Origin of the sequence: Rhizobium binae, from assembly GCF_017357225.1 — a bacterium.
GTDB lineage: Bacteria > Pseudomonadota > Alphaproteobacteria > Rhizobiales > Rhizobiaceae > Rhizobium > Rhizobium binae.
Genome location: NZ_CP071604.1, coordinates 2,923,764 through 2,942,829 on the forward strand (window position 1 = coordinate 2,923,764; position 19,066 = coordinate 2,942,829).

The 19,066-nt window shown below is 62.7% G+C and carries 18 protein-coding genes and 1 pseudogene; 7 read left to right on the top strand and 12 right to left on the bottom strand.

Annotation, left to right across the window (positions count from 1 at the left end):
- The first annotated feature begins 132 nt into the window (after window positions 1-132).
- The 3 genes and pseudogenes from J2J99_RS14435 (at window position 133) to J2J99_RS14440 (ending at window position 2,050) form a co-directional block, all read left to right on the top strand.
- Window positions 133-1,233, top strand: a complete 1,101-nt coding sequence (locus J2J99_RS14435; RefSeq protein ID WP_168300050.1) for a branched-chain amino acid aminotransferase — start codon at window positions 133-135, stop codon at window positions 1,231-1,233.
- A 71-nt stretch (window positions 1,234-1,304) separates the two neighbouring features.
- Window positions 1,305-1,473: pseudogene (locus tag J2J99_RS34030) on the top strand (type II toxin-antitoxin system RelE/ParE family toxin); the annotation flags it as partial.
- Complete coding sequence (locus J2J99_RS14440) at window positions 1,463-2,050, top strand: class I SAM-dependent methyltransferase (protein ID WP_168300049.1); 588 nt, start codon at window positions 1,463-1,465, stop codon at window positions 2,048-2,050. The pseudogene J2J99_RS34030 and the gene J2J99_RS14440, both read left to right, overlap by 11 nt.
- Window positions 2,051-2,098: 48 nt before the next feature.
- Here the strand turns inward: J2J99_RS14440 and ilvC are convergent, their stop codons facing one another.
- Both ilvC and J2J99_RS14450 read right to left on the bottom strand, forming a co-directional pair.
- Window positions 2,099-3,118: a ketol-acid reductoisomerase gene (gene ilvC, locus J2J99_RS14445; protein ID WP_025416570.1), complete on the bottom strand. Its 1,020-nt coding sequence runs from the start codon at window positions 3,116-3,118 to the stop codon at window positions 2,099-2,101.
- A gap of 50 nt (window positions 3,119-3,168) precedes the next feature.
- Window positions 3,169-3,834 carry a TetR/AcrR family transcriptional regulator gene (locus tag J2J99_RS14450; protein ID WP_038689891.1) on the bottom strand — a complete coding sequence of 222 codons (666 nt, stop codon included), beginning with the start codon at window positions 3,832-3,834 and terminating at the stop codon, window positions 3,169-3,171.
- A gap of 172 nt (window positions 3,835-4,006) precedes the next feature.
- Here J2J99_RS14450 and J2J99_RS14455 point away from each other — a divergent pair, with 172 nt between their 5' ends.
- The gene (locus J2J99_RS14455; RefSeq protein ID WP_168300048.1) at window positions 4,007-4,465 is read left to right on the top strand and encodes a hypothetical protein; all 459 of its coding nucleotides are present in this window, start codon (window positions 4,007-4,009) and stop codon (window positions 4,463-4,465) included.
- Window positions 4,466-4,479: 14 nt separating this feature from the next.
- Here the strand turns inward: J2J99_RS14455 and J2J99_RS14460 are convergent, their stop codons facing one another.
- The 6 genes from J2J99_RS14460 to J2J99_RS14485 form a co-directional block, all read right to left on the bottom strand.
- Window positions 4,480-6,111 (bottom strand): FGGY-family carbohydrate kinase, encoded by a 1,632-nt coding sequence (locus J2J99_RS14460; RefSeq protein WP_168300325.1) that lies wholly within the window; start codon window positions 6,109-6,111, stop codon window positions 4,480-4,482.
- Window positions 6,112-6,255: 144 nt separating this feature from the next.
- A complete protein-coding gene (locus tag J2J99_RS14465) occupies window positions 6,256-6,969 on the bottom strand; it encodes an HAD family hydrolase (protein WP_168300047.1) in 714 nt (237 codons plus the stop codon).
- Window positions 6,970-6,972: 3 nt separating this feature from the next.
- A complete protein-coding gene (locus J2J99_RS14470; RefSeq protein WP_168300046.1) occupies window positions 6,973-7,701 on the bottom strand; it encodes a glycerophosphodiester phosphodiesterase family protein in 729 nt (242 codons plus the stop codon).
- A gap of 28 nt (window positions 7,702-7,729) precedes the next feature.
- Window positions 7,730-8,650 carry an ABC transporter permease subunit gene (locus J2J99_RS14475; RefSeq protein ID WP_168300033.1) on the bottom strand — a complete coding sequence of 307 codons (921 nt, stop codon included), beginning with the start codon at window positions 8,648-8,650 and terminating at the stop codon, window positions 7,730-7,732.
- Window positions 8,651-8,652: 2 nt separating this feature from the next.
- Entirely contained in the window at window positions 8,653-9,618 is a 966-nt protein-coding gene (locus J2J99_RS14480) for an ABC transporter permease subunit (RefSeq protein WP_205919067.1), read from the bottom strand.
- 13 nt (window positions 9,619-9,631) lie between these two features.
- Window positions 9,632-10,990: an extracellular solute-binding protein gene (locus tag J2J99_RS14485; RefSeq protein ID WP_168300022.1), complete on the bottom strand. Its 1,359-nt coding sequence runs from the start codon at window positions 10,988-10,990 to the stop codon at window positions 9,632-9,634.
- Between the two features lie 150 nt (window positions 10,991-11,140).
- On the opposite strand from J2J99_RS14485, the gene J2J99_RS14490 reads away from it, so the two are divergent.
- On the top strand, window positions 11,141-12,175 hold the full coding sequence (locus J2J99_RS14490) for a sn-glycerol-3-phosphate import ATP-binding protein UgpC (RefSeq protein ID WP_168300020.1): 1,035 nt from the start codon (window positions 11,141-11,143) through the stop codon (window positions 12,173-12,175).
- A gap of 83 nt (window positions 12,176-12,258) precedes the next feature.
- A complete protein-coding gene (locus tag J2J99_RS14495) occupies window positions 12,259-13,263 on the top strand; it encodes a sugar-binding transcriptional regulator (RefSeq protein WP_168300006.1) in 1,005 nt (334 codons plus the stop codon).
- Here J2J99_RS14495 and J2J99_RS14500 read toward each other — a convergent pair.
- From J2J99_RS14500 to J2J99_RS14510, 3 genes are all read right to left on the bottom strand, one after another.
- Window positions 13,258-14,940 (bottom strand): hypothetical protein, encoded by a 1,683-nt coding sequence (locus tag J2J99_RS14500; protein ID WP_168300322.1) that lies wholly within the window; start codon window positions 14,938-14,940, stop codon window positions 13,258-13,260. The genes J2J99_RS14495 and J2J99_RS14500 overlap by 6 nt on opposite strands.
- Window positions 14,940-15,995: a glycosyltransferase family 2 protein gene (locus J2J99_RS14505; protein ID WP_168299991.1), complete on the bottom strand. Its 1,056-nt coding sequence runs from the start codon at window positions 15,993-15,995 to the stop codon at window positions 14,940-14,942. The genes J2J99_RS14500 and J2J99_RS14505 overlap by 1 nt, the downstream gene beginning before the upstream one ends.
- 105 nt (window positions 15,996-16,100) lie before the next feature.
- On the bottom strand, window positions 16,101-17,009 hold the full coding sequence (locus J2J99_RS14510; RefSeq protein ID WP_168299989.1) for an AraC family transcriptional regulator: 909 nt from the start codon (window positions 17,007-17,009) through the stop codon (window positions 16,101-16,103).
- Window positions 17,010-17,211: 202 nt separating this feature from the next.
- Between J2J99_RS14510 and J2J99_RS14515 the strand changes: the two genes are divergently transcribed.
- Entirely contained in the window at window positions 17,212-18,258 is a 1,047-nt protein-coding gene (locus J2J99_RS14515; protein ID WP_168299974.1) for an NAD(P)-dependent alcohol dehydrogenase, read from the top strand.
- A gap of 109 nt (window positions 18,259-18,367) precedes the next feature.
- Here J2J99_RS14515 and J2J99_RS14520 read toward each other — a convergent pair whose 3' ends face one another.
- Complete coding sequence (locus J2J99_RS14520; RefSeq protein ID WP_168299957.1) at window positions 18,368-19,021, bottom strand: LysE family translocator; 654 nt, start codon at window positions 19,019-19,021, stop codon at window positions 18,368-18,370.
- Between the last annotated feature and the right edge of the window lie 45 nt (window positions 19,022-19,066).

Below are 19,066 nucleotides of genomic sequence, written 5' to 3' on the forward strand. Positions count from 1 at the left end.
CCGCTCGACTCCAGCCCCATCAAGCGACTATTCCTCTCATCAAAGCCGGAACGGCTGATTCAGACCTTTCCAAGACCAACTTGGCGGCGGTAGTGTCGCCGCCACTATTCAATTTACTATCAAGGTGCAGCAATGACCGTGACGTCGGCCTCTCCTGAAATCAAAATCGAACTTCACAAGTCTCCCGTCCCGGACGCCGATCGTATCCAGGCACTGGAGACGCCCGGCTTCGGCAAGCTCTTCACGGATCATATGGTCCTGGCACGATGGACGGCCGACAAGGGCTGGCACGATGCGAAGGTTACACCCAGGCGACCCCTGGAGCTCGACCCTGCGAGTGCCGTGCTGCACTACGCCCAGGAAATCTTCGAAGGCATGAAAGCCTATAAGGCGGACGATGGTCGAATTCTGCTCTTTCGGCCTGAAGAGAACGCACGCCGCTTCGCGCAGTCGGCGACCCGTATGGCGATGCCTCCCGTGCCTGAGGAACTCTTCCTGAAGGCGGTCGAAGAACTGGTCCGCGTCGACAAGGCCTGGATACCCTCCGGCGACGCCAGCCTCTATCTTCGCCCCTTCATGTTCGCCAACGAGGCGTTTCTCGGCGTTCGTCCGGCTCAGGAATATGTCTTCTGCATCATCGCCTCTCCAGTCGGCGCGTACTTCAAGGGTGGCGCGAAGGCCGTCTCCCTTTGGGTCGAGACCGAGTACACCCGTGCAGCCGCCGGCGGCACCGGTGCCGCAAAATGCGGCGGAAACTACGCAGCCAGCCTCGTGGCGCAAGCCGAGGCGTCGAAGAAGGGTTGCGATCAGGTCGTCTTCCTGGATGCCGCAGAGCATCGCTGGGTCGAAGAACTCGGCGGCATGAATGTCTTTTTCGTGATGAACGATGGATCGGTGGTAACCCCGCCGCTTGGCGGCACGATCCTGCCGGGCATCACCCGGGCCTCCGTGATCGTGCTCGCCGAAGAGAGGGGCTTGCGCGTCGAGCAGCGCCCCTACTCGTTCGCGGAATGGCAAGATGACGCCGCCAGCGGCAGGCTTGTCGAAGCGTTCGCTTGCGGCACTGCCGCCGTCCTGGCGGGCATCGGCCTGGTCCGACACGCCGGCGGCGAATTTCTGGTCGGAGACGGACAGACTGGCAAGTTGACCAGCGAATTGCGCCAGCAGCTCGTCAGTCTGCAGAAGGGCGTAACGAACGATGAGCACGGCTGGACGCGCCTCGTCCCGGCCTGAACTCGGACGTTCCACGCGGACCGCGGCGCCAACACCGGCATGGTGCCGCCGCTCTCCGCCTCGCCCGAACGTGCGGCGAACTCGGCACCGGTCCAGCGCCGCCGCCTTCACGTGCGCCATGTCGCTTTGTACCGCGAAATACGCATCCTCATCATCGATATCCTCGGCGCCGACCGGCTTTCGAAAAGACACCTTCAATCCAACCGACGTTCGGGATCGGCCAATCCGCATGCACCGTGACAGCACCTCCGCCTTCTACGACGAAAATGCCGAGATTTATGCAAATCGGCCGCGCAGCCTGCCAAAGCAACAGCTCGATGCCTTCCTCGCGCGGCTCGCACCAGGTGCCGCAATCCTCGAACTCGGCTGCGGTGGCGGGCAGGACAGCGCCTACATGCTGTCGCAGGGCTTCGACGTGACGCCTACCGACGGCTCCGCCGAGCTTGCAAGACAGGCGGAAATGCTGATCGGCAGGCCGGTCAGGGTCATGCTGTTCCAGCAGCTCGACGCCGAAAGCGCCTACGACGGCGTCTGGGCGCATGCGAGCCTCCTCCATGTTCCGAGATCCGAGCTCGCCGACGTTTTCGCCCGCATCCGCGCTGCCCTCAGGACCAGCGGCCGCCTCCATGCAAGCTTCAAGGCAGGCGAAGCCGAAGGCCATGACGACCTCGGGCGCTACTACAATTACCCCTCCGCGGCCTGGCTGTCGGCGCTTTTGTCTGAAGGCGGCTGGCGCGACATCGCCATCGCCGAACACGACGGCGGCGGCTATGACGGCAAGCCGACGCGGTGGATTACGGTGAGCGCGCAAAGGTAAAGGCCGGAGCTCTCGCCCCGGCTCTCGATTCCGATAGTCCGAAATCGCTTAGTTCACGCTCTTGTCGACCAGCTTGTTCTTGCCGATCCAGGGCATCATGCCGCGCAGCTTGGCGCCGACTTCCTCGATCTGGTGGCTGTCGTTGTTGCGGCGGATGCCCTTGAAGCGGGCCGCACCGGAACGGTATTCCTGCATCCACTCGGAGGTGAACTTGCCGGTCTGGATGTCCTTGAGGACGCGCTTCATCTCGGCCTTGGTTTCTTCGGTGATGATGCGCGGGCCCGTGACGTATTCGCCCCACTCGGCCGTGTTGGAGATCGAGTAGTTCATGTTGGCGATGCCGCCTTCATAGATCAGGTCGACGATCAGCTTCACTTCGTGCAGGCATTCGAAATAGGCCATTTCCGGCGCGTAACCGGCTTCTGTGAGCGTTTCGAAACCGGCGCGGATGAGCTCGACGAGACCGCCGCAGAGAACGACCTGCTCGCCGAAGAGGTCGGTTTCGCACTCTTCGCGGAAGTTGGTTTCGATGATGCCAGAACGGCCGCCGCCGACGCCGCAGGCGTAGGAGAGAGCGAGTTCAAGCGCATTGCCGGAAGCGTTCTGGTGAACGGCAACGAGGCAGGGAACGCCGCCGCCCTTCTGGTATTCGCCGCGAACCGTGTGGCCCGGGCCCTTCGGCGCGATCATGACGACGTCGACCGACGCCTTCGGCTCGATCAGGCCGAAATGAACGTTGAGGCCGTGAGCGAAGGCGATGGCTGCGCCGTCACGAATGTTCGCAGCGATGTCGGCCTTGTAGATGTCGGCCTGCAACTCGTCCGGGGTCGCCATCATCATCAGGTCGGCCCAGCCGGCAGCTTCGGCAACCGTCATGACCTTGAAGCCGTCGGCTTCGGCCTTCTTGACGGTCGGCGAACCGGCCTTGAGAGCGATGACGAGGTTCTGGGCGCCGCTGTCCTTGAGGTTCAGCGCATGGGCGCGGCCCTGCGAGCCGTAGCCGATGACGGCGACCTTCTTGGCCTTGATGAGGTTGAGATCGGCATCACGATCGTAATAGACGCGCATTTGAAGTTCCTTCCCTTGTGCTTGTCCTGTTGACTGTCATTAAGGCGAGATCAGCCGAGAGCCGGCATCTCCGCCAGTACCTTTTCCGTGCCGTAGAGCCGAAGGAAGGCGGTCACCGCCTTCTCCGCCTGGCGCGCGGTATCCTTGAGGCCGGGCTCGCCGAGCAGCATGCGCACATGCAGATCGGAGACGACAAGGCCGTAAAGTGTATGATAGGCCTCGTCGGCATCGGCAAAGCGCAGGAGTCCTGCCCTCTTTCCGGCATCGATCAGCGCCATGGCGCGCCGGTCGATCTGGCGGCGGCCGCGCTCGAGCAACAACTTGCCGAGCTTCGAGCCGTCGCGATGAGACTGGCCGATAGCCAGTCGGTTCAGCGCCAGCGAGACGTCACCGGCCAGCACCTCGAGCAGGTCGCGCGCGAAGATGACGACATGGTCGTGCAGGCTCGCCGCCGTCAACCGCTCGCCGTTGCGCTCGAAGGTCCGCACCTTGCTCGCCTGATAGGCGATCATCGCCGAGAGCAGACCGTCGCGGTCGCCGAACCACTTGTAGAGGCTTTCCTTGGAGCAATTGGCGGCGCGCGCCACCCCCGAGGTCGTCAGCGCCTTCTCGCCGCCATCGACGAGCAACCGAAGCGCCTGCTCCAGAACGGCGTTCTGGCGCGGCGAAAATTCGCTCGGCTCTGCAGTATCGACAGACACGGTTACGGCTCCCATGTACGTACCGTACGGTACGGTTCGCGAGCTTTATGCGGCAAAGCGATCGGGCCGTCAAGCCGGGCCCGGCAGATTTTTATACGGGAAAGCCGGGCCCGGCACCAGAATTGGATAGGCGGACACTGATGGCGATTGCATAATGCTGTCGAACGTCATTTGCCGGGAGCCTTTCATGTCGCGTCTATCTGCTGCCCTTCTCCTGGCCGGAGCGATGCTCCTGGCAACGGCGTCCTTCGCCGACCGCGCCGTCGCGCAGTCGGATAGTGAGGTCTATGACCGCATCGAGCAATTGCACGGCGATGCCGCGGGCCTCGATCGGCCGCTGCGCCAGCTCGTTGTGGCGATGCGCTCCGGCGACGCCGAGACCATTGCCGGCCTTGCCGAATATCCGCTGACCGTGAAGGCGAACGGCGAGACCTATGATGTCGAGAACGCCGAGGATTTCATCGAGGATTTCGACGATCTGGTGACGCCGGAAACCCGCCGCGCCGTCGGGCGCCAGCAATATCAGGATCTCTTCGTCAGCAGCGAGGGCGTCATGCTCGCAAACGGCGCCGTCTGGATGGGCGCGGTCTGCGACGACAACGCCTGCGACGAGAGCCATTGGGCGATCATCGCCATCAACAATTAGTCTCTGCAGCCATGTCAGCCATCGCTGCGAAGCTTGCGCGCCAGCGTCTGCAGCTCCTTGAAGGCTTCGTAACGCTTGCGGTGGAGATCGGAAATCTCGCCCTCAGACGACTGAAAGCGTTTTTCCACCCTGGTGAGTTCGCCCATCGCCGCGCGCACATCGGCAAATTGGCGGCCGGCGACGGCCCCGAGAATGGCCGCGCCGAGCAGCACCGGCTCTTCAGCCTTCGTGGCGACCACCGGCTTGCCGCTCGCATCGGCAAGCACCTGGCGGACGAAATCGTGCTGGCCGGCGCCGCCGCTGATGACGATGTTTTCGACGCTGACGCCCGCCTCGGCCTGCGTTTCGATGATCTGCCTGAGGCCGTAGCCGATGCCGCAAAGCCCGGCGATGTAGAGCGAGACCAGGCTGTCGAGATCCCGCTCCATGCCGAGACCGGCGATAACAGCCCGGGCATGCGGATCGGCAAAGGGCGCTCGGTTGCCGAGGAACTCGGGAACGACATGCAGCCCGGCCGCCAGCTTGACGGCATTGGAGGCACGGCCCGCCTTGCCGGCGGCCATGTCGGCAAGCAGGACCGGCAGCGTTGTGCTCGCGCTCGTCGCAAGCTCCCTGGCCTCGCCGGCGGCCGGATGGAAGGAGAGGAGATGGTCGATCGCCGCGCCGGCGGCACTTTGACCACCCTCGTTCAGCCAGAGGCCCGGCACCATCGCCGAATAGTAAGGTCCCCAGACGCCGGAAACGAAAGACGGTTCCGCCGTCGACGTCATCGTGCAGGAGGACGTCCCGAAAACATAGGCAAGATTGGCCTGCGGATCCGCGCCGACGGTGCCGACGCCGCCGGCATGGGCATCGATCAGCCCAGCCGCGACGGCCGTTCCCGGCACCAAGCCGAGCTCTTCCGCCGCTGCAGCCGTCAGTCCCTGGCCAAGCGCCGAACCCGGCTCGACGATCGACGTGCCGATGCGGGCAAAACCTTCGTCTGCCAGCACGCCGAGGCCGATCTGATGGAAATAGCTGCTTTCCCAGCGCTTTTCATGGGCGAGATAGGTCCACTTGCAGGTGACGGTGCAGGTCGAACGCGAGAGGTCGCCGGTCGCCCGCCAGGTCAGGAAATCCGCAAGATCGAAGAATTGCCAGGCGGCGTCGAACACCTGGGGCCGGTTTTCCCTGAGCCAGAGAAGCTTGGGCGTTTCCATCTCGGGCGAAATGCGGCCGCCGACATAGCGCAGCACATCATGCCCGAACCCATTGATGCGCTCCGCCTGCGGGACGGCTCGGTGGTCCATCCACACGATGATGTCCCGGTCCGGATCTTCCGAAGGTCCGATGGGCAGCGGCTTGCCGCCTTCGCCGAGGACGACGAGCGAGCAGGTGGCGTCGAAGCCGAGCCCGACCACCGAAGCCGGATCGACACCGGCGGCGGCAACCGCCTCGCGCACGGCCGCGCAAACGGCACGCCAAATCTCGCCGCTCGATTGTTCGACAATAGAACCGGCTTCATGAAACAGGCTGATATTGCGCTTGGCGGAGGCAAGCATGCTGCCGGCCATATCAAACAGGCCGGCGCGGGCGCTGCCGGTGCCGACATCGACGCCGATGACATATCTGGCATCCGCTTCCGGGGTGTGGAATGTGTCGCTCATGGTCTCTCGCTTCAGATCGCCTGCGATCGGGTTGATCGGCAGCCGGATTTGGAACTCTGTGCCTGGAAAGATCGCCTCCAGGGAGGCTGACATTACGCAGTCGCGGCGCCATGGCAAGGAGGCCAACACGCTGGCCAGACGCCGTCACAGCCCTCCTCCGACATTCTCGAGAATGACGGTGAGTTCCCTTGCACCTGTCGCGACGGCGGCCGCTCCGGCGGCATCGAGCACCGCACGGCGGCCGGGCCTCGGATCGGCCGGATCGACGAAACCGATGGCCGTCATGCCTGCGGCAATTGCCGCCGCCACGCCATGGACGCTGTCGTCGATCATGACGCATTTGCCCGGGCGGGCCCGAAAACGCTCGGCGCAATGCAGCAGCAGGTCGGGCGCCGGTTTCGGACGCGAGACGGCTTCGGCGCTGAACACGCCCTCCTCGAAGGCGCTCCAGAGATCGAGCTTGCCCAGGCTGTTGCGCAATCGCTGCATCGTGCTGTTCGAGGCGACGCATTTCGGACGGTCGAGGCTGTTGACAACCTCGGCAATGCCAGCAATCGGCGTCAGCGAACGGGCGAACTCCTCGAACAGATGACGATGCCACTGCTCGAACAGCGCGGCGACATCAGCGATGCCGTATTCGCGCCGGCACATCTCAGCGATGACGCTTTCCGAATTGCCGGTGAATTTGACATGGGCCTCCGCCGCGCTGATCGCAATGCCGGCGCCTTGCAGCGTTTCCGCGAGCGTACGGCTGGCGATCGGCTCGCTGTCGATCAGCACGCCATCGCAATCGAAGATCACGAGGTCGATGCTGTCAATGGCTCGCGTGCCGGGAGGGTCGATGCGGCTATCGAGCATCCCTCACCTCCGCGCCTGCAAGGCGAGATCCGGCCGGTCCGTGGTGATCTGACGGATCGGTTTGGCAAGCCAGTATTCGAGATCACTCATATCGTTCGGAACCCAGGCGCCAAGCCGGTCGAGCGGCACAAGCCGGGTAATCTCGTCCCACTGCGCCTGAAGCAGCGACTTCTCGACGGCGATGATATCCGAGCATTGCTTCATCAGGTTGAGGCCGCTCGCAAGGCCGAGACCTTCGGCCGACTTGGCGTCGAAGGACGACAGGGTGCGAATTCCGGGAGCAGCCTTGCGAATATCGGCAAGCACGTCGGGATGAAAGCTCGTCAGGATCGCGCACTCAGCAAGACCAAGCCGCTCGACGGCGGCAAATGCCCTAGCGGTTAGCCCCTCGTAAGGCGTCCCATCGGCGTGGTTCTTCAGTTCGATATGAAGCTCGAGCGACGTATCCTTGAAGACGGCAAGCACCTCTTCCAGCGTCGGGATCGCCTCTCCGTCGCTGTCCTTGAGGCGGATTTCACGATGTTTTCCGGTTCCCAGATCGGCGACCGGCCCCTGTGCATCCGTGGTGCGTTCGAGCGTCGGGTCGTGAATGACGAGCATTTCGCCAGACTGCGTCAGGTGGATGTCGAATTCCACGCCGTCGACCGGCATCTGTGCAAGTTTTCGAAAGCCCGAAAGACTGTTTTCAGGCCAGAGATTGCGGCCACCGCGGTGGCCGATGATATGCACCATCGTCTGAATATCCTTGAGATGTTTCGCGTTACTTTCCGGAGTCCACCAGCCCCTTGGTGAACCAGCGTTGCATGAAGAGAATGACGGCCGCAGGCGGCAGCATGACGAGCAGCGCAGCGCTCATCGCAATGTTCCAGGCAGGCGTGGAATCGGAGACCGGAACGAGCTGCTTCAGCCCGAGGACCGCCGTCCCCATCTCCTTGTCGGTGGTGAAGAGCAGCGGCCACAAATACTGGTTCCAGCCATAGATAAACAGGATGATCGACAGCGCCGCGATATTGGCACTCGACAGCGGCAGCAGGATATCTTTGAAGAATTTCAGCGGGCCGGCGCCGTCGAGCTTGGCCGCCTCGCAAAGCTCGTCTGGAACTGTGAGGAAGAACTGCCGGAACAGGAAGGTTGCCGAGGCGGAGGCGATCAGCGGCAGGATCAGGCCGGCATAGCTGTTGACCATGTTCCACTTCAACGAGGCTTCGATGCTGTACCCCGTCAGCCGTTCGACCACATCGGAAAGACCGATCGTGCCGGCCAGCCAGCGGATCGGCCCGGCGGCATCGGCGACCGCCTCATAGGTCGGGATGATGCGGACCTCGACCGGAAGCATCAGCGACACGAAGATCAGCCAGAACGCCATCATGCGGAAGGGAAAACGGAAATAGGTGACGCCGAATGCGGCGATCAGCGAGATCGCCAGCTTGCCGACGACGATGCCGGCGGTGACGATGATCGAATTCAGGAACAGCTGGGAGAACTCGCCCTGCTGCCAGGCGGCAGCCAGGTTTTCGAAGAAATGCGAGCCCGGCAAGACCGGGAACGGCGCCTGCTGAACCTCCTGCAAGGTAAGCGAGCCGGCGACGAAGGCGAAATAGAGCGGCAGGCAGACGAAGACCGCGCCGATCAGCAATACGGCGTGGCAGAAGATCGAAAGACCGAGATGGCGTTCGGGCATGGCTACACCTGGTAATTGACCTTGCGCTCGAGCGCGCGAAATTGAACGATGGTGAACAGGATGGCGATCAGCATCAGCAACACGGATTGCGCGGCCGACGAGCCGAGGTCGAGCTGCACGAAACCGTCCTGATAGACCTTGTAGACCAGGCTGTTCGTCGCCCCGGCCGGACCGCCGCGGGTAACCGCGTCGATGATGCCGAAGGTTTCGAACAGGCCGTAGACGAAGTTCATCACCACGAGGAAGAAGATCGTTGGCGAGATCAAGGGAAGCGAAATGGTGAAGAAGCGCCGCACGGGCCTTGCGCCGTCGAGCTTTGCCGCCTCCAGCAGCGAGGCAGGCACGGCCAGCAATGCGGCGACGAGAAAGATGTAGTCGTAGCAGACATTCTTCCAGACAGAGGCGATCGTCACCAGAAGCTGCGCATCCAAAGGCCGCCGGTTCGGATCCCATTCGAAGCCGAACCCGTGCAGAAGCTGCGCGATCGGCCCCACCGCCGGATTGAACAGGAAGGCCCAGATCACGCCCGATATGACAGGCGCGATCGCATAGGGAAGCAGGATGATGCTCTTGTAGATCCCTCTGCCCCTGATCACGAAATCGGTCGCGAAGGCAAAGAGTCCCGCAAGCAGAAGCGTTGCGGCGTTCTGTGCAACGGTGAACCAGAGCGTGAAGAGCGCGCTGCTGCGATATTCCGGGCTGGCGAAGAGATTGTAGAAGTTTTCGAGCCCGACGAAAATCTCGGTGCCGCCGAAGGGATCGACCTGAACGAAGGCCAGCGACAGCGCCTTGTAGGAGGGGATGAAAAAGAAGAATAGCAGGATCAGCAGCTGCGGCGCGACCAGACCGAAGGCAAGCCACGGCCTCTCGAAATGGGCGGACTTCAACCCGGCCTCCGCAGGCCGCCCGATGGAGCGGCCCCTCGACAGAAGATCCGGGATGCGAAGGCGCCGGACAGCGCCTTCCATCTTTCCCATGGTTCTACTTTGCTGCATGAAGCTGCTCATACTGGCGAAGGATCTGGTTTCCGCGGGCCGCCGCTGCATCCAGCGCCTGCTGCGGGGTCTTCTGACCGGTCCAGACGCCCTGGATCTCTTCCACCAGAAGCGCCATCGATTGATTGTGATTGCCGAAGCGGAAACCGCGCGAATTGTCGGTCGGCATGCCGCGCGTGAGCTGGAGAATGGCGATTTCGCGGGTCGGGTGATCCTTGAAATAGCCCTCGGACTTGGCCTTTTCATAGGCGGCGTTCGTCACCGGCACATAGCCAGTCTGCTTGCTCCACCAGACCTGCGTCTTAGGCGAGGCGAGGAAGTTCAGAAAGGCGGCAGCACCGGCATATTCTTCCTCCGACTTGCCTTTCAGGACCCAGAGCGCGCCGCCGCCGATGGTGCTGTTCTTCGGCTCGATGCCTTCCTCATGCGGCAGGAAGGTTGCGCTCCAATTGAATTTCGCACCGCTTTCGACGGCAGCATGCGCCGCGGTGGAAGCCACATAGGTCGAGCAGGTGCCCGAGGTGAAGAGCTGGTCGGGCGAGAGGCCCTGCCCGGCGATCTGCAGGATGCCGGCGTCAAGCCATGTCTTGAGGCGCGTTACCTGGCCGACCACCAGCGGGCTCTTGTTGAAGATGAATTCGGTGTCCAGGCCGCCGAAGCCATTCGCCTTGGTGCCGTAAGGCTGGTCCTGGATCGCCGCGTAATTCTCGATCAGGCTCCAGTAAAAGTCGTTCGCAAGCGCCATCTGGCACTTCGAAACGCCCTTCTCCTTGATGGCGCGCAGCTGCTTGTCGAGCTCCTGCCAGGTCTCGCCCGGCTTGTCGAAACCGGCTGCCTTGAAGTGATCGGCATTGTACCAGAAGATCGGCGTCGAGCTGTTGAAGGGCATCGCCGCCGGCTTGCCGTCGACCAGATAGAAGCCCGCGACCGGCGCAACGAAATCGTTCCAGTCGATCTTGTAGCCTTCCTTCTCCATCAACTCCGGCACCGGAATGATGGCGCCGGAATTGTACATGGTCAGGAAACCCCGCTCGGCGGCCTGGATCAGGACCGGCTGCTGGTGGACGCGGTAGGCGGCCACCATCGCCGCCATCGTTTCTTCGTAATTACCTTTGCCGATGCCGACGACCTCGTATTTGTCTTGCGAGGCGTTGAAATCCGCAATCAGCTTGTTGGTGATCTCGGCAAGACGCCCGCCTGCCGCGTTCCACCATTCGACCTTGACGCGATCGGCTGCGCTGGCGTCACCCGCAGCTGCCAATCCGAACGTCACCAGTGCTGCACCCGCCGCGAACGAGCGGATCGTCCGCCGCAAACGGGCGCCTATCGAAGACTTTCTCATCATTTCGTTTTCCTCTCCATTGCCGTTGTTCGCCGACCGAGGCGTCTGCGCCGGTCAACCCCTCCCAGAGTGGCGATAAAACAAGGTTGGGGTCACTTGTTACAAATGTCAATAGCGTGTTACAAATGTATGACGACGGCGAAGGAGGATGCGATGGCAGCGATCGAACTGATCGATCTGAAGAAGAATTACGGAGCGGTTCCCGCGGTAAAGGGGATCAATCTCAGCGTCGCCGACGGCGAAATGATCGTGCTGATCGGGCCTTCGGGATGCGGGAAATCGACCTTGCTACGGATGATTGCCGGCCTTGAAGCCATAAGTTCCGGGCACTTGAGGATCGCTGGAAACGACGTCGGCCATGTAGATCCGGCCGATCGCAACATCGCCATGGTCTTCCAGAATTACGCGCTCTATCCCCACATGACGGTTCGCCAAAATCTCGAATACGGCCTTAAGAATCGCCGCGTGCCGCGCGGCGAGATCGACCGGCGGATCGCCAACGCCGCCGGCATTCTGGAGATCGGCGAATTCCTGGAGCGGCGCCCGCGCCAGCTTTCCGGCGGCCAGCGACAGCGCGTCGCCATGGGCCGCGCCATCGTTCGCGATCCCGCCGCCTTCCTGTTCGACGAGCCCTTGTCCAATCTCGATGCCAAGCTTCGCGTGCAGATGCGCGTCGAAATCCGCAGGCTGCAGCGGCAGCTGAAGACGACGAGCCTCTACGTCACGCACGACCAGCTCGAAGCCATGACGCTGGCCGACCGGCTGGTCGTCATGAACGGCGGCCGGATCGAGCAGATCGGCACGCCGATCGAGGTCTATCGCCGCCCCGAAACCGTCTTCGTTGCCGGCTTCATCGGTTCTCCGCCGATGAACCTGATTGAACTCGATGAGCTCGGCCCCTGTGACCTCCCGCTGCCGAGGGATACGGATCTCATCGGCATCAGGCCGGGTGCGGTCGATCTCGGCGTCGGATCGGCGCACGATCTCCGGTTCGACGCGCACGTCGAATTGATCGAGACCGTCGGCGACGAGAACAACGTGCATCTGCGCATCGACGGCAGCGATAGGCGCATCGTGGTGAGCGTCCCCACCGATCGGCACCTGCAGGAGGGCGAGCGCATTTCCTGTCATGTGCAACGGGATGATCTGCATCCCTTCAACCGGGCGACGGGGCGGCGAACCGATTGACCCGGTTGACTTCCGGTCCCCGCGATTGACAAGCGCCGGGGATTTGAGATCCATGGCGTCGAAGCGGAGGCGCAGTTTATCACATGTCACAGAACAGAAGTGCTTCTCTTGCGCCCGTAGCGCTGCCCGACGAGCAGATGCAGGTGCGCGTCGTCTGGCTCTATTACATGGAGGGACGGACGCAGGGCGAGATTGCCGAAGCGCTGTCGACCAACCGGCTTCGCGTCAACAAGATCATCGCCGAGGCGCGCCGCTCCGGCCTCGTGACGATCACGCTCAATTCCCGGCTGACGTCCTGCGTCGCCCTGGAGCAGCAGCTGGCGGCGGAGTTCTCGCTCAATCGCGCAATCATTGTTCCGACGCCGGAGGATGCGGAACTCATCCCCGTCCTGCTCGGCCAGGCGGCAGCCGATTATCTCGTGCAATTGCTGAACGGCGGCAACATCCGCGGCGTCGGTGTCGGCTGGGGAGCGACGCTTCGCGAAATGGTGCGTCACATGCCGTCGCTGAGAAGGCCTGATCTCTGCGTCAATTCGGTCATGGGCGGGCTGACGCATGGCATCGAGATCAATACGTTCGACATTGCGAGCGATCTCGCCCGCCAGCTCACTGCCGAATGCGCCTATCTGGCAGCGCCGATCTATGCCGGCAGCCCGGAGTCGCGCACCGCGATCATCAACCAGGACGTTTTTGAAACGGCGTTTCGCCAAATCGAGGCCAATGACGTCATCGTGCTCAGCATCGGCGACATGACCGAACGCTCGCTGCTGATGCGCTACGGCCTGCCGAGCAACATCAATATCGAGGAGCTGGTCGCAGCCGGCGCCTGCGGCGATGTTCTCGGCCAATTCGTCGACAAGACAGGGCGGCCGATCGAACATGCGATCAACAGATGCGCGATCGCCCCCGAACTCGAAGCCCTTCGCGCCATTCCGAACGTCATCTTCGCCTCTGGCGGCCTGAACAAGGCGCAGGCTATCGCAGCCGTGCTGCTGTCCGGTCTGGGCAATGTGCTGATCTGCGATGAGGACACGGCCCGCCAGGCGCGACAGCTAGCGCTCGATCTCCGGGCAAGCAGCGGTTCATAGGGCCGCCGCGCAACCGGCGGGAGCGGAGGGAGGTTCTGCCGGCGCCGCCTTGTCGATCGCGTAGAGCTTCGCGAAGCCGGCATTCTCGATCAGCGTCAGGCCGGCCGGCATCAAGTCGCCGACATAACGGTCGGGAATATCACCATTGGCGACGAGGATGAAATCGAAACGCCTGCGCCAGTCAGAGAGATAAGGCGCATAGGCTTTGTAAACCTGCATCATCTCAGGGCAGGAAAGCACGCCGATCGACACGAGATTGCCCTCGGGAACCGCGATCTCCGACCAGGGCGGCAGAACGGTGAGCGGCTGCTTGCCTTTGGCCGTGAACAGTGTCGGCACGAAAGCATGCGAGAAGGGCACGGCGAGAGTCGGCAGGTGCCGGAAGGTGTCCAGCCCCCAGGCAAAATGCCGGTTGGAGTGGGCAAAATCGCCGACGATCTCAGGCTCGTGTCCCAGGGGCAGGACGGCCGCGCCGGCCGATACCTTTTTGAGCACGGCCTCGACGGCAGCGACGTCTTTTTGCGCCAGCCACCAGTTCCAGCCGATCCAGCCGGTCCGGCCGAAAACTGCGAGATTGACGACAAGCGCCAGCAACAGCGCCTGACGGCGCTTCAGATTGGCGAAGGGGCTCACCATCGCCATGGCGACGAGCGCCGCCATAATAGGAAAGCGCCAGCTGATCCAGCCGGTGCCGAGCATGTGGAGCGGGGCGACGCAGGAGAGAAGCAGGAGCCCGCAGGCGGCAACGGCAAGGCCCGCATGCATGCGGATGTCGCCGGCGCGTATAGCGCGCGTGCAGATGAGGATCAGCGGCAGAACCAGCAGGACATCCACGACCGGGACATAGGTGGTGATGGCGGAAAGCAGGTTCATGATGACCGGGATGACGCCATCGTTCCAGACCAGGCCAAGGCCATCGCCGCCGGCATTCGGCAAAGCGGCGGTGCGCAGATAGAGCGCGAGCGGCGGCAGAGCGCAGGCGCCGATCGCCAGCGCCAAACGGCCGGCGAGCCTGGTCAGCCACGCCTTCGATCGCAGGACGTCGAAGCGCCAGGAAAATTCGAGGCCGCAGACAACAGCCATATAGAAGCCGAGCGCGAAAATGTGCATCACCGTCAAGAGCAGCGCGGCGGCAAGCCGCCAGCCAAACAGCAGGGCGGGGTTGCGGCGCTGCAGCCGGAGGTCGGCGCAGGCGAAGAACAGGGCCATGCCGAGGCCGATCTGGAAGTTGATGAAGCCGCCGATCATCGTGGCGCACCAGCCAAGCGACAGCATGGCGATCTGCCAATAGTGCCGGCCGCCGAACAGCGCCCGATGCAGACTGATCGCTCCAAGCGGCGGCAGCACGATCGCCAGGAAAAGCAAGGCCCGCGCCAGCCTGTCTGCGCCGACAAACGGCCCTAGCCAGGTCGCCAGAAGATCGATCCCGACATTGGTGAAGGTGCGCTTCCAATCGAGCGCGTAGATCTCGGGAAACGGCTGCTCGCGAATGCCGCCTGAAAGGAGCCAGATGCGGGCATAATGATTGGCGTAATCGAGCGCTGGCGGAAAGCGGAACAGTGCAATGAGGGCCGCGACCAAAACAACGAAAGCAATGATCGCAACCGTGGAATCCTGCCTGGCGGTCACATCCTCAGGCCCGCCCGCCGCATGAACAGGTGCAGCAATCCGGTCCATCATTTGGTCCGGCTGTTCATTTTCGTACGCGGTTGGCTCGAGGCAAAGGCCGCATCCAGCGCGGAGCGCTTATCGTCGGCGCTCATTTCCGAGAAAGCGGTCGGCAGTTCGGCCTGTTCGCCACCGCGCAGGATCGTTTCGATCATGAACATCGGCCGCTTCTTGCTCTCCTGCACGAGGCGGCCGAGATATTCGCCGATGATGCCGATGCAGATCAGCTGAATGGCGCTGAAGGTGCTGACGGCGGCCATGATCGACGACCAACCGGTGACCGTCTCGCCCTGCAGCCAGCGCACGAAGGTAAAGACGAGCAAGGCCATCGCGACACCGGCGCTGATCATGCCGAGCCAGGTGGCGATACGCAGCGGCGTGGTTGAAAAGCTGGTGATCGCATCGAGCGCGAAGTTGATCATCTTGCGCAGCGGATATTTCGTCGTGCCGGCAAAGCGGGCGTCACGCTCATAGGGGAGAGCGACCTGCCTGCCGCCGATCCAGCTGACCATGCCGCGGATGAACCGATCGCGCTCCGGCATCGCCAGCAGGATATCGACGACCCGCCGGCGCATCAGCCGGAAATCGCCGGTATCGCGCGGAATAGTCACCGAAGCGACCCTGGAGAGAGCGCTATAGAAAAGCGACGCGGAAGCGAGCTTGAACCAGGTTTCGCCCTCGCGGCGCGTACGCTGGCCGTAGACGACATCGGCGCCGCGCTCCATGATCGGCATCATCATCAACAGCAGCTCGGGCGGGTCCTGAAGATCGGCGTCGATCAAAAGCACGCGCTCGCCCCGCGACGCCGAAAGACCGGCCGTCGACGCCAGTTGGTGGCCATGATTGCGCAGGAGACGGACGCCGAGCACCTGCGGCACTTTTGCCGCCAGATCCGAAATGATCTCCCAGGTGCCGTCCGACGAGCCGTCATCGACGAGAATGAGCTCGAAGGCGTCGCCGGCGACGCTCTGCGCAGCGGCGGCGGCGCGGCGGCAGAATTCGCGCAACCCCTCTTCCTCGTTATGACAAGGCGCGACGATGGAAAGTAACGGTGCTTGCGTCATGCGGAGGGCGGTGCCTGCTTGTTTGATGGCGCCAGCCTAGCCGGGAAAGGTCAAACATCCTTTAATGGCTGGCCGGCAGCCGCGCCGACGCCGGCGCCCTCAGCACTATTCCGCCGCGATGATCTCGCGCACGGCGTCGACATCGCGGGCCGGCGACGCGCCGTAGAGGCGGCTATATTCGCGGCTGAATTGCGACGGGCTCTGATAACCGACGCGGTGGCCGGCAGTGCCCGCGTCCAGCCGCTCGACGAGCATCAGCCGGCGCGCCTCGTGCAGGCGAAGCTGCTTCTGGTACTGGACGGGCGTCATCGCCGTCACCGACTTGAAATGGTGATGGAAGGACGACACGCTCATATTGACGCGCTCGGCAAGGTCTTCGATGCGTAGCGGCCGTGCGAAATTCTCCTTCAGCCAGGCAACAGCGCGCGCGATCCGGTTGCTGTGGCTGTCTGCCGTCGCGATGTTGATCAGCCGCGCGCCGTGCGGCCCGGTCAGCACCCGATAAAGGATTTCCTGCTCGATCAGCGGCGCCATGGCGGGAATATCGCCTGGACGATCGAGCAAGCGCAGCAAGCGGACGGCGGCATCCATGAGCTCCGGCGGCGCGACGTTCACCACCATCCCGCGCTGCCCATCGGTATGGGCGGCCGGGCGCGGAACGTCGATGCGGCTGAGCAACTCCAGCAGTTTCTCGCAATCGATTGCCAGCCCCAAACAGAGATGCGGAACCTCCGGGCTCGCCTCCGTGACCCGCCAGGCGACCGGCAGGTCGAGCGAGGTCAGGAGATAATCGCCGGTCCCGTAGCTGATCTGCTCCGTCCCAAGCTGCAGGCTCTTGGCGCCCTGCAGCACGAAGGCGAAACAGGGCCGATAACTGCTGTGCAAGGGATCGCTCGGCTTGGACCGGCGGCTGACATGAAGATTGCCGATGGCAGTCGAGAACTCGCCGTCGCCGGGCGCAAAGCGCATCGCGATGTCGACGATTTCCTGATAGGGGCTGAAGGGTAAAGTCATGCGGCAACTCTTTCTGTCAACTGTCTGAGCCGGCGATACCGTCTCTATCTAGAGTGCCTCGGTCGTTTCGCAAACAGATGGGGGCCTCACTTTTGCAGGATCGTGCAAAAAGCTGAGAGGATCGCTCTAACCCTCTTCCGCCGTTCCGGGCAATAGTCCGCCATCCCGCTCAACCCCTCCCCAAACGAAAAGGAAGGTTCCCATGCCTATTGCAAGAGGCTACGCCGCCACCGACGCTTCCAAGCCGCTGACGCCTTTCACCTTCGAGCGCCGCGACCCCAGGCCAGATGATGTCGTCATCGACATCAAGTTTGCCGGTATCTGCCATTCAGACATCCACACCGTCCGCAACGAGTGGAAGAACGCCGTCTATCCGATCGTTCCCGGCCATGAGATCGCCGGCATCGTTTCCGCCGTCGGCTCCGCTGTCACCAAGTTCAAGGTCGGCGACCGCGTCGGCGTCGGCTGCTTCGTCGATTCCTGCATCGGCTGCGCCGAGCGCGACCTCGATCGCGAACAGTACATGCCTGGTCTCAGCGGCACCTATAATGACTTCGAAGCCGACGGCAAGACACGCACCCAAGGTGGCTATTCCGACTCGATCGTCGTCAAGGAGGGCTACGTCATGTCCATCCCTGACAACCTTCCACTCGACGCCTCCGCGCCGCTGCTCTGCGCCGGCATCACGCTCTATTCGCCGCTGCGTCACTGGAATGCCGGTCCCGGCAAGAAGGTCGCGATCGTCGGCATGGGCGGCCTCGGCCACATGGGCGTCAAGCTGGGCTCGGCTATGGGCGCGGATATCACTGTTCTCTCCCAGAGCCTTTCCAAGAAGGAAGACGGGCTAAAGCTCGGCGCCAAGGAATATTACGCCACCAACGACCCGGAAACCTTCACCAAGCTCGCCGCCACGTTCGATCTCATCATCTGCACCGTCAGCGCCGAGATCGACTGGAACGCCTATCTCGGCCTCTTGAAGGTGGACGGTTCCTTCGTTGTCGTCGGCGCGCCTGAGAATCCGATCCCGGTGCATGCCTTCTCGATCATTCCGGGCCGCAAGAGCATCTCCGGCTCGATGATCGGCTCGATCAAGGAAACCCAGGAAATGCTCGATTTCTGCGGCGAGCACAACATCGTCTCCGAGATCGAGAAGATCAACATCGACCAGGTCAACGAAGCCTATGAGCGCGTCCTGAAAAGCGACGTCCGCTACCGCTTCGTCATCGACATCGCCTCGCTGGCGGCCTGAAGAAACAAGAGGCGGCTCGAAAGAGCTGCGCCGATGTGACATGCCGGCAGCCGCCGAAATCGTAGAAAGCTACACTTCGGCGGCTGTTTTGCCTTTCGGAAGATGACTGCTACCGGGCCGCTCGGGCATCTCCGGAAAATGCGAGCCGGAGACCGAGGAGGATCATAACGATCCCGGCGAACCTCTCCTGCCATGCGATCAGCATCGGACGGCGAGAGAGCCAGCCCCCGAGCGTGCCCGCGCCGACTGCGACGGAGCTGAGGATGACGAAGTTCGAAAGCTTCGTCACCGTCCCGAGAACAAGAAGCTGCACGGCCACCGGCCAGGAGCTCTCAGGGTTCACGAATTGCGGAAGGAAGGCAAAGAGAAAGACGAGCGCCTTCGGATTGGTGAGATTGTTGATCGTGCCCTCGCGAAGCGCTGCCGCAGTCGAGATTGACTGCGCCGCCGCCCCCGCGCCGCCGCCATGCCGGTCTGCCCGGCAAATCAGCTTGGCGCCCAGCCAGACCAGATAGGCGGCACCCGCCCAGCGCAGAATGTCGAAAGCGAGCGGCGAGGTTTGAAGCAACGAGGCAACGCCTAGGATCAGCAGCGAGATTTGGATCGCCCCGGCAAGGAGCGTGATGCCGATTGCATTTAGTAGAGCAGTACGCCGCCCCTGCCCGACACCTCGCCCGATGACGAGCATCATGTCGGGCCCGGGCGACAACTGAATGGCCAGAACGGCGACATAAAAGGCGAGAAACGTATCGATATCAGGCATGGAAGCCTCCGATCTCTGGAATGATAATAGCCGGGGAAGACCCAT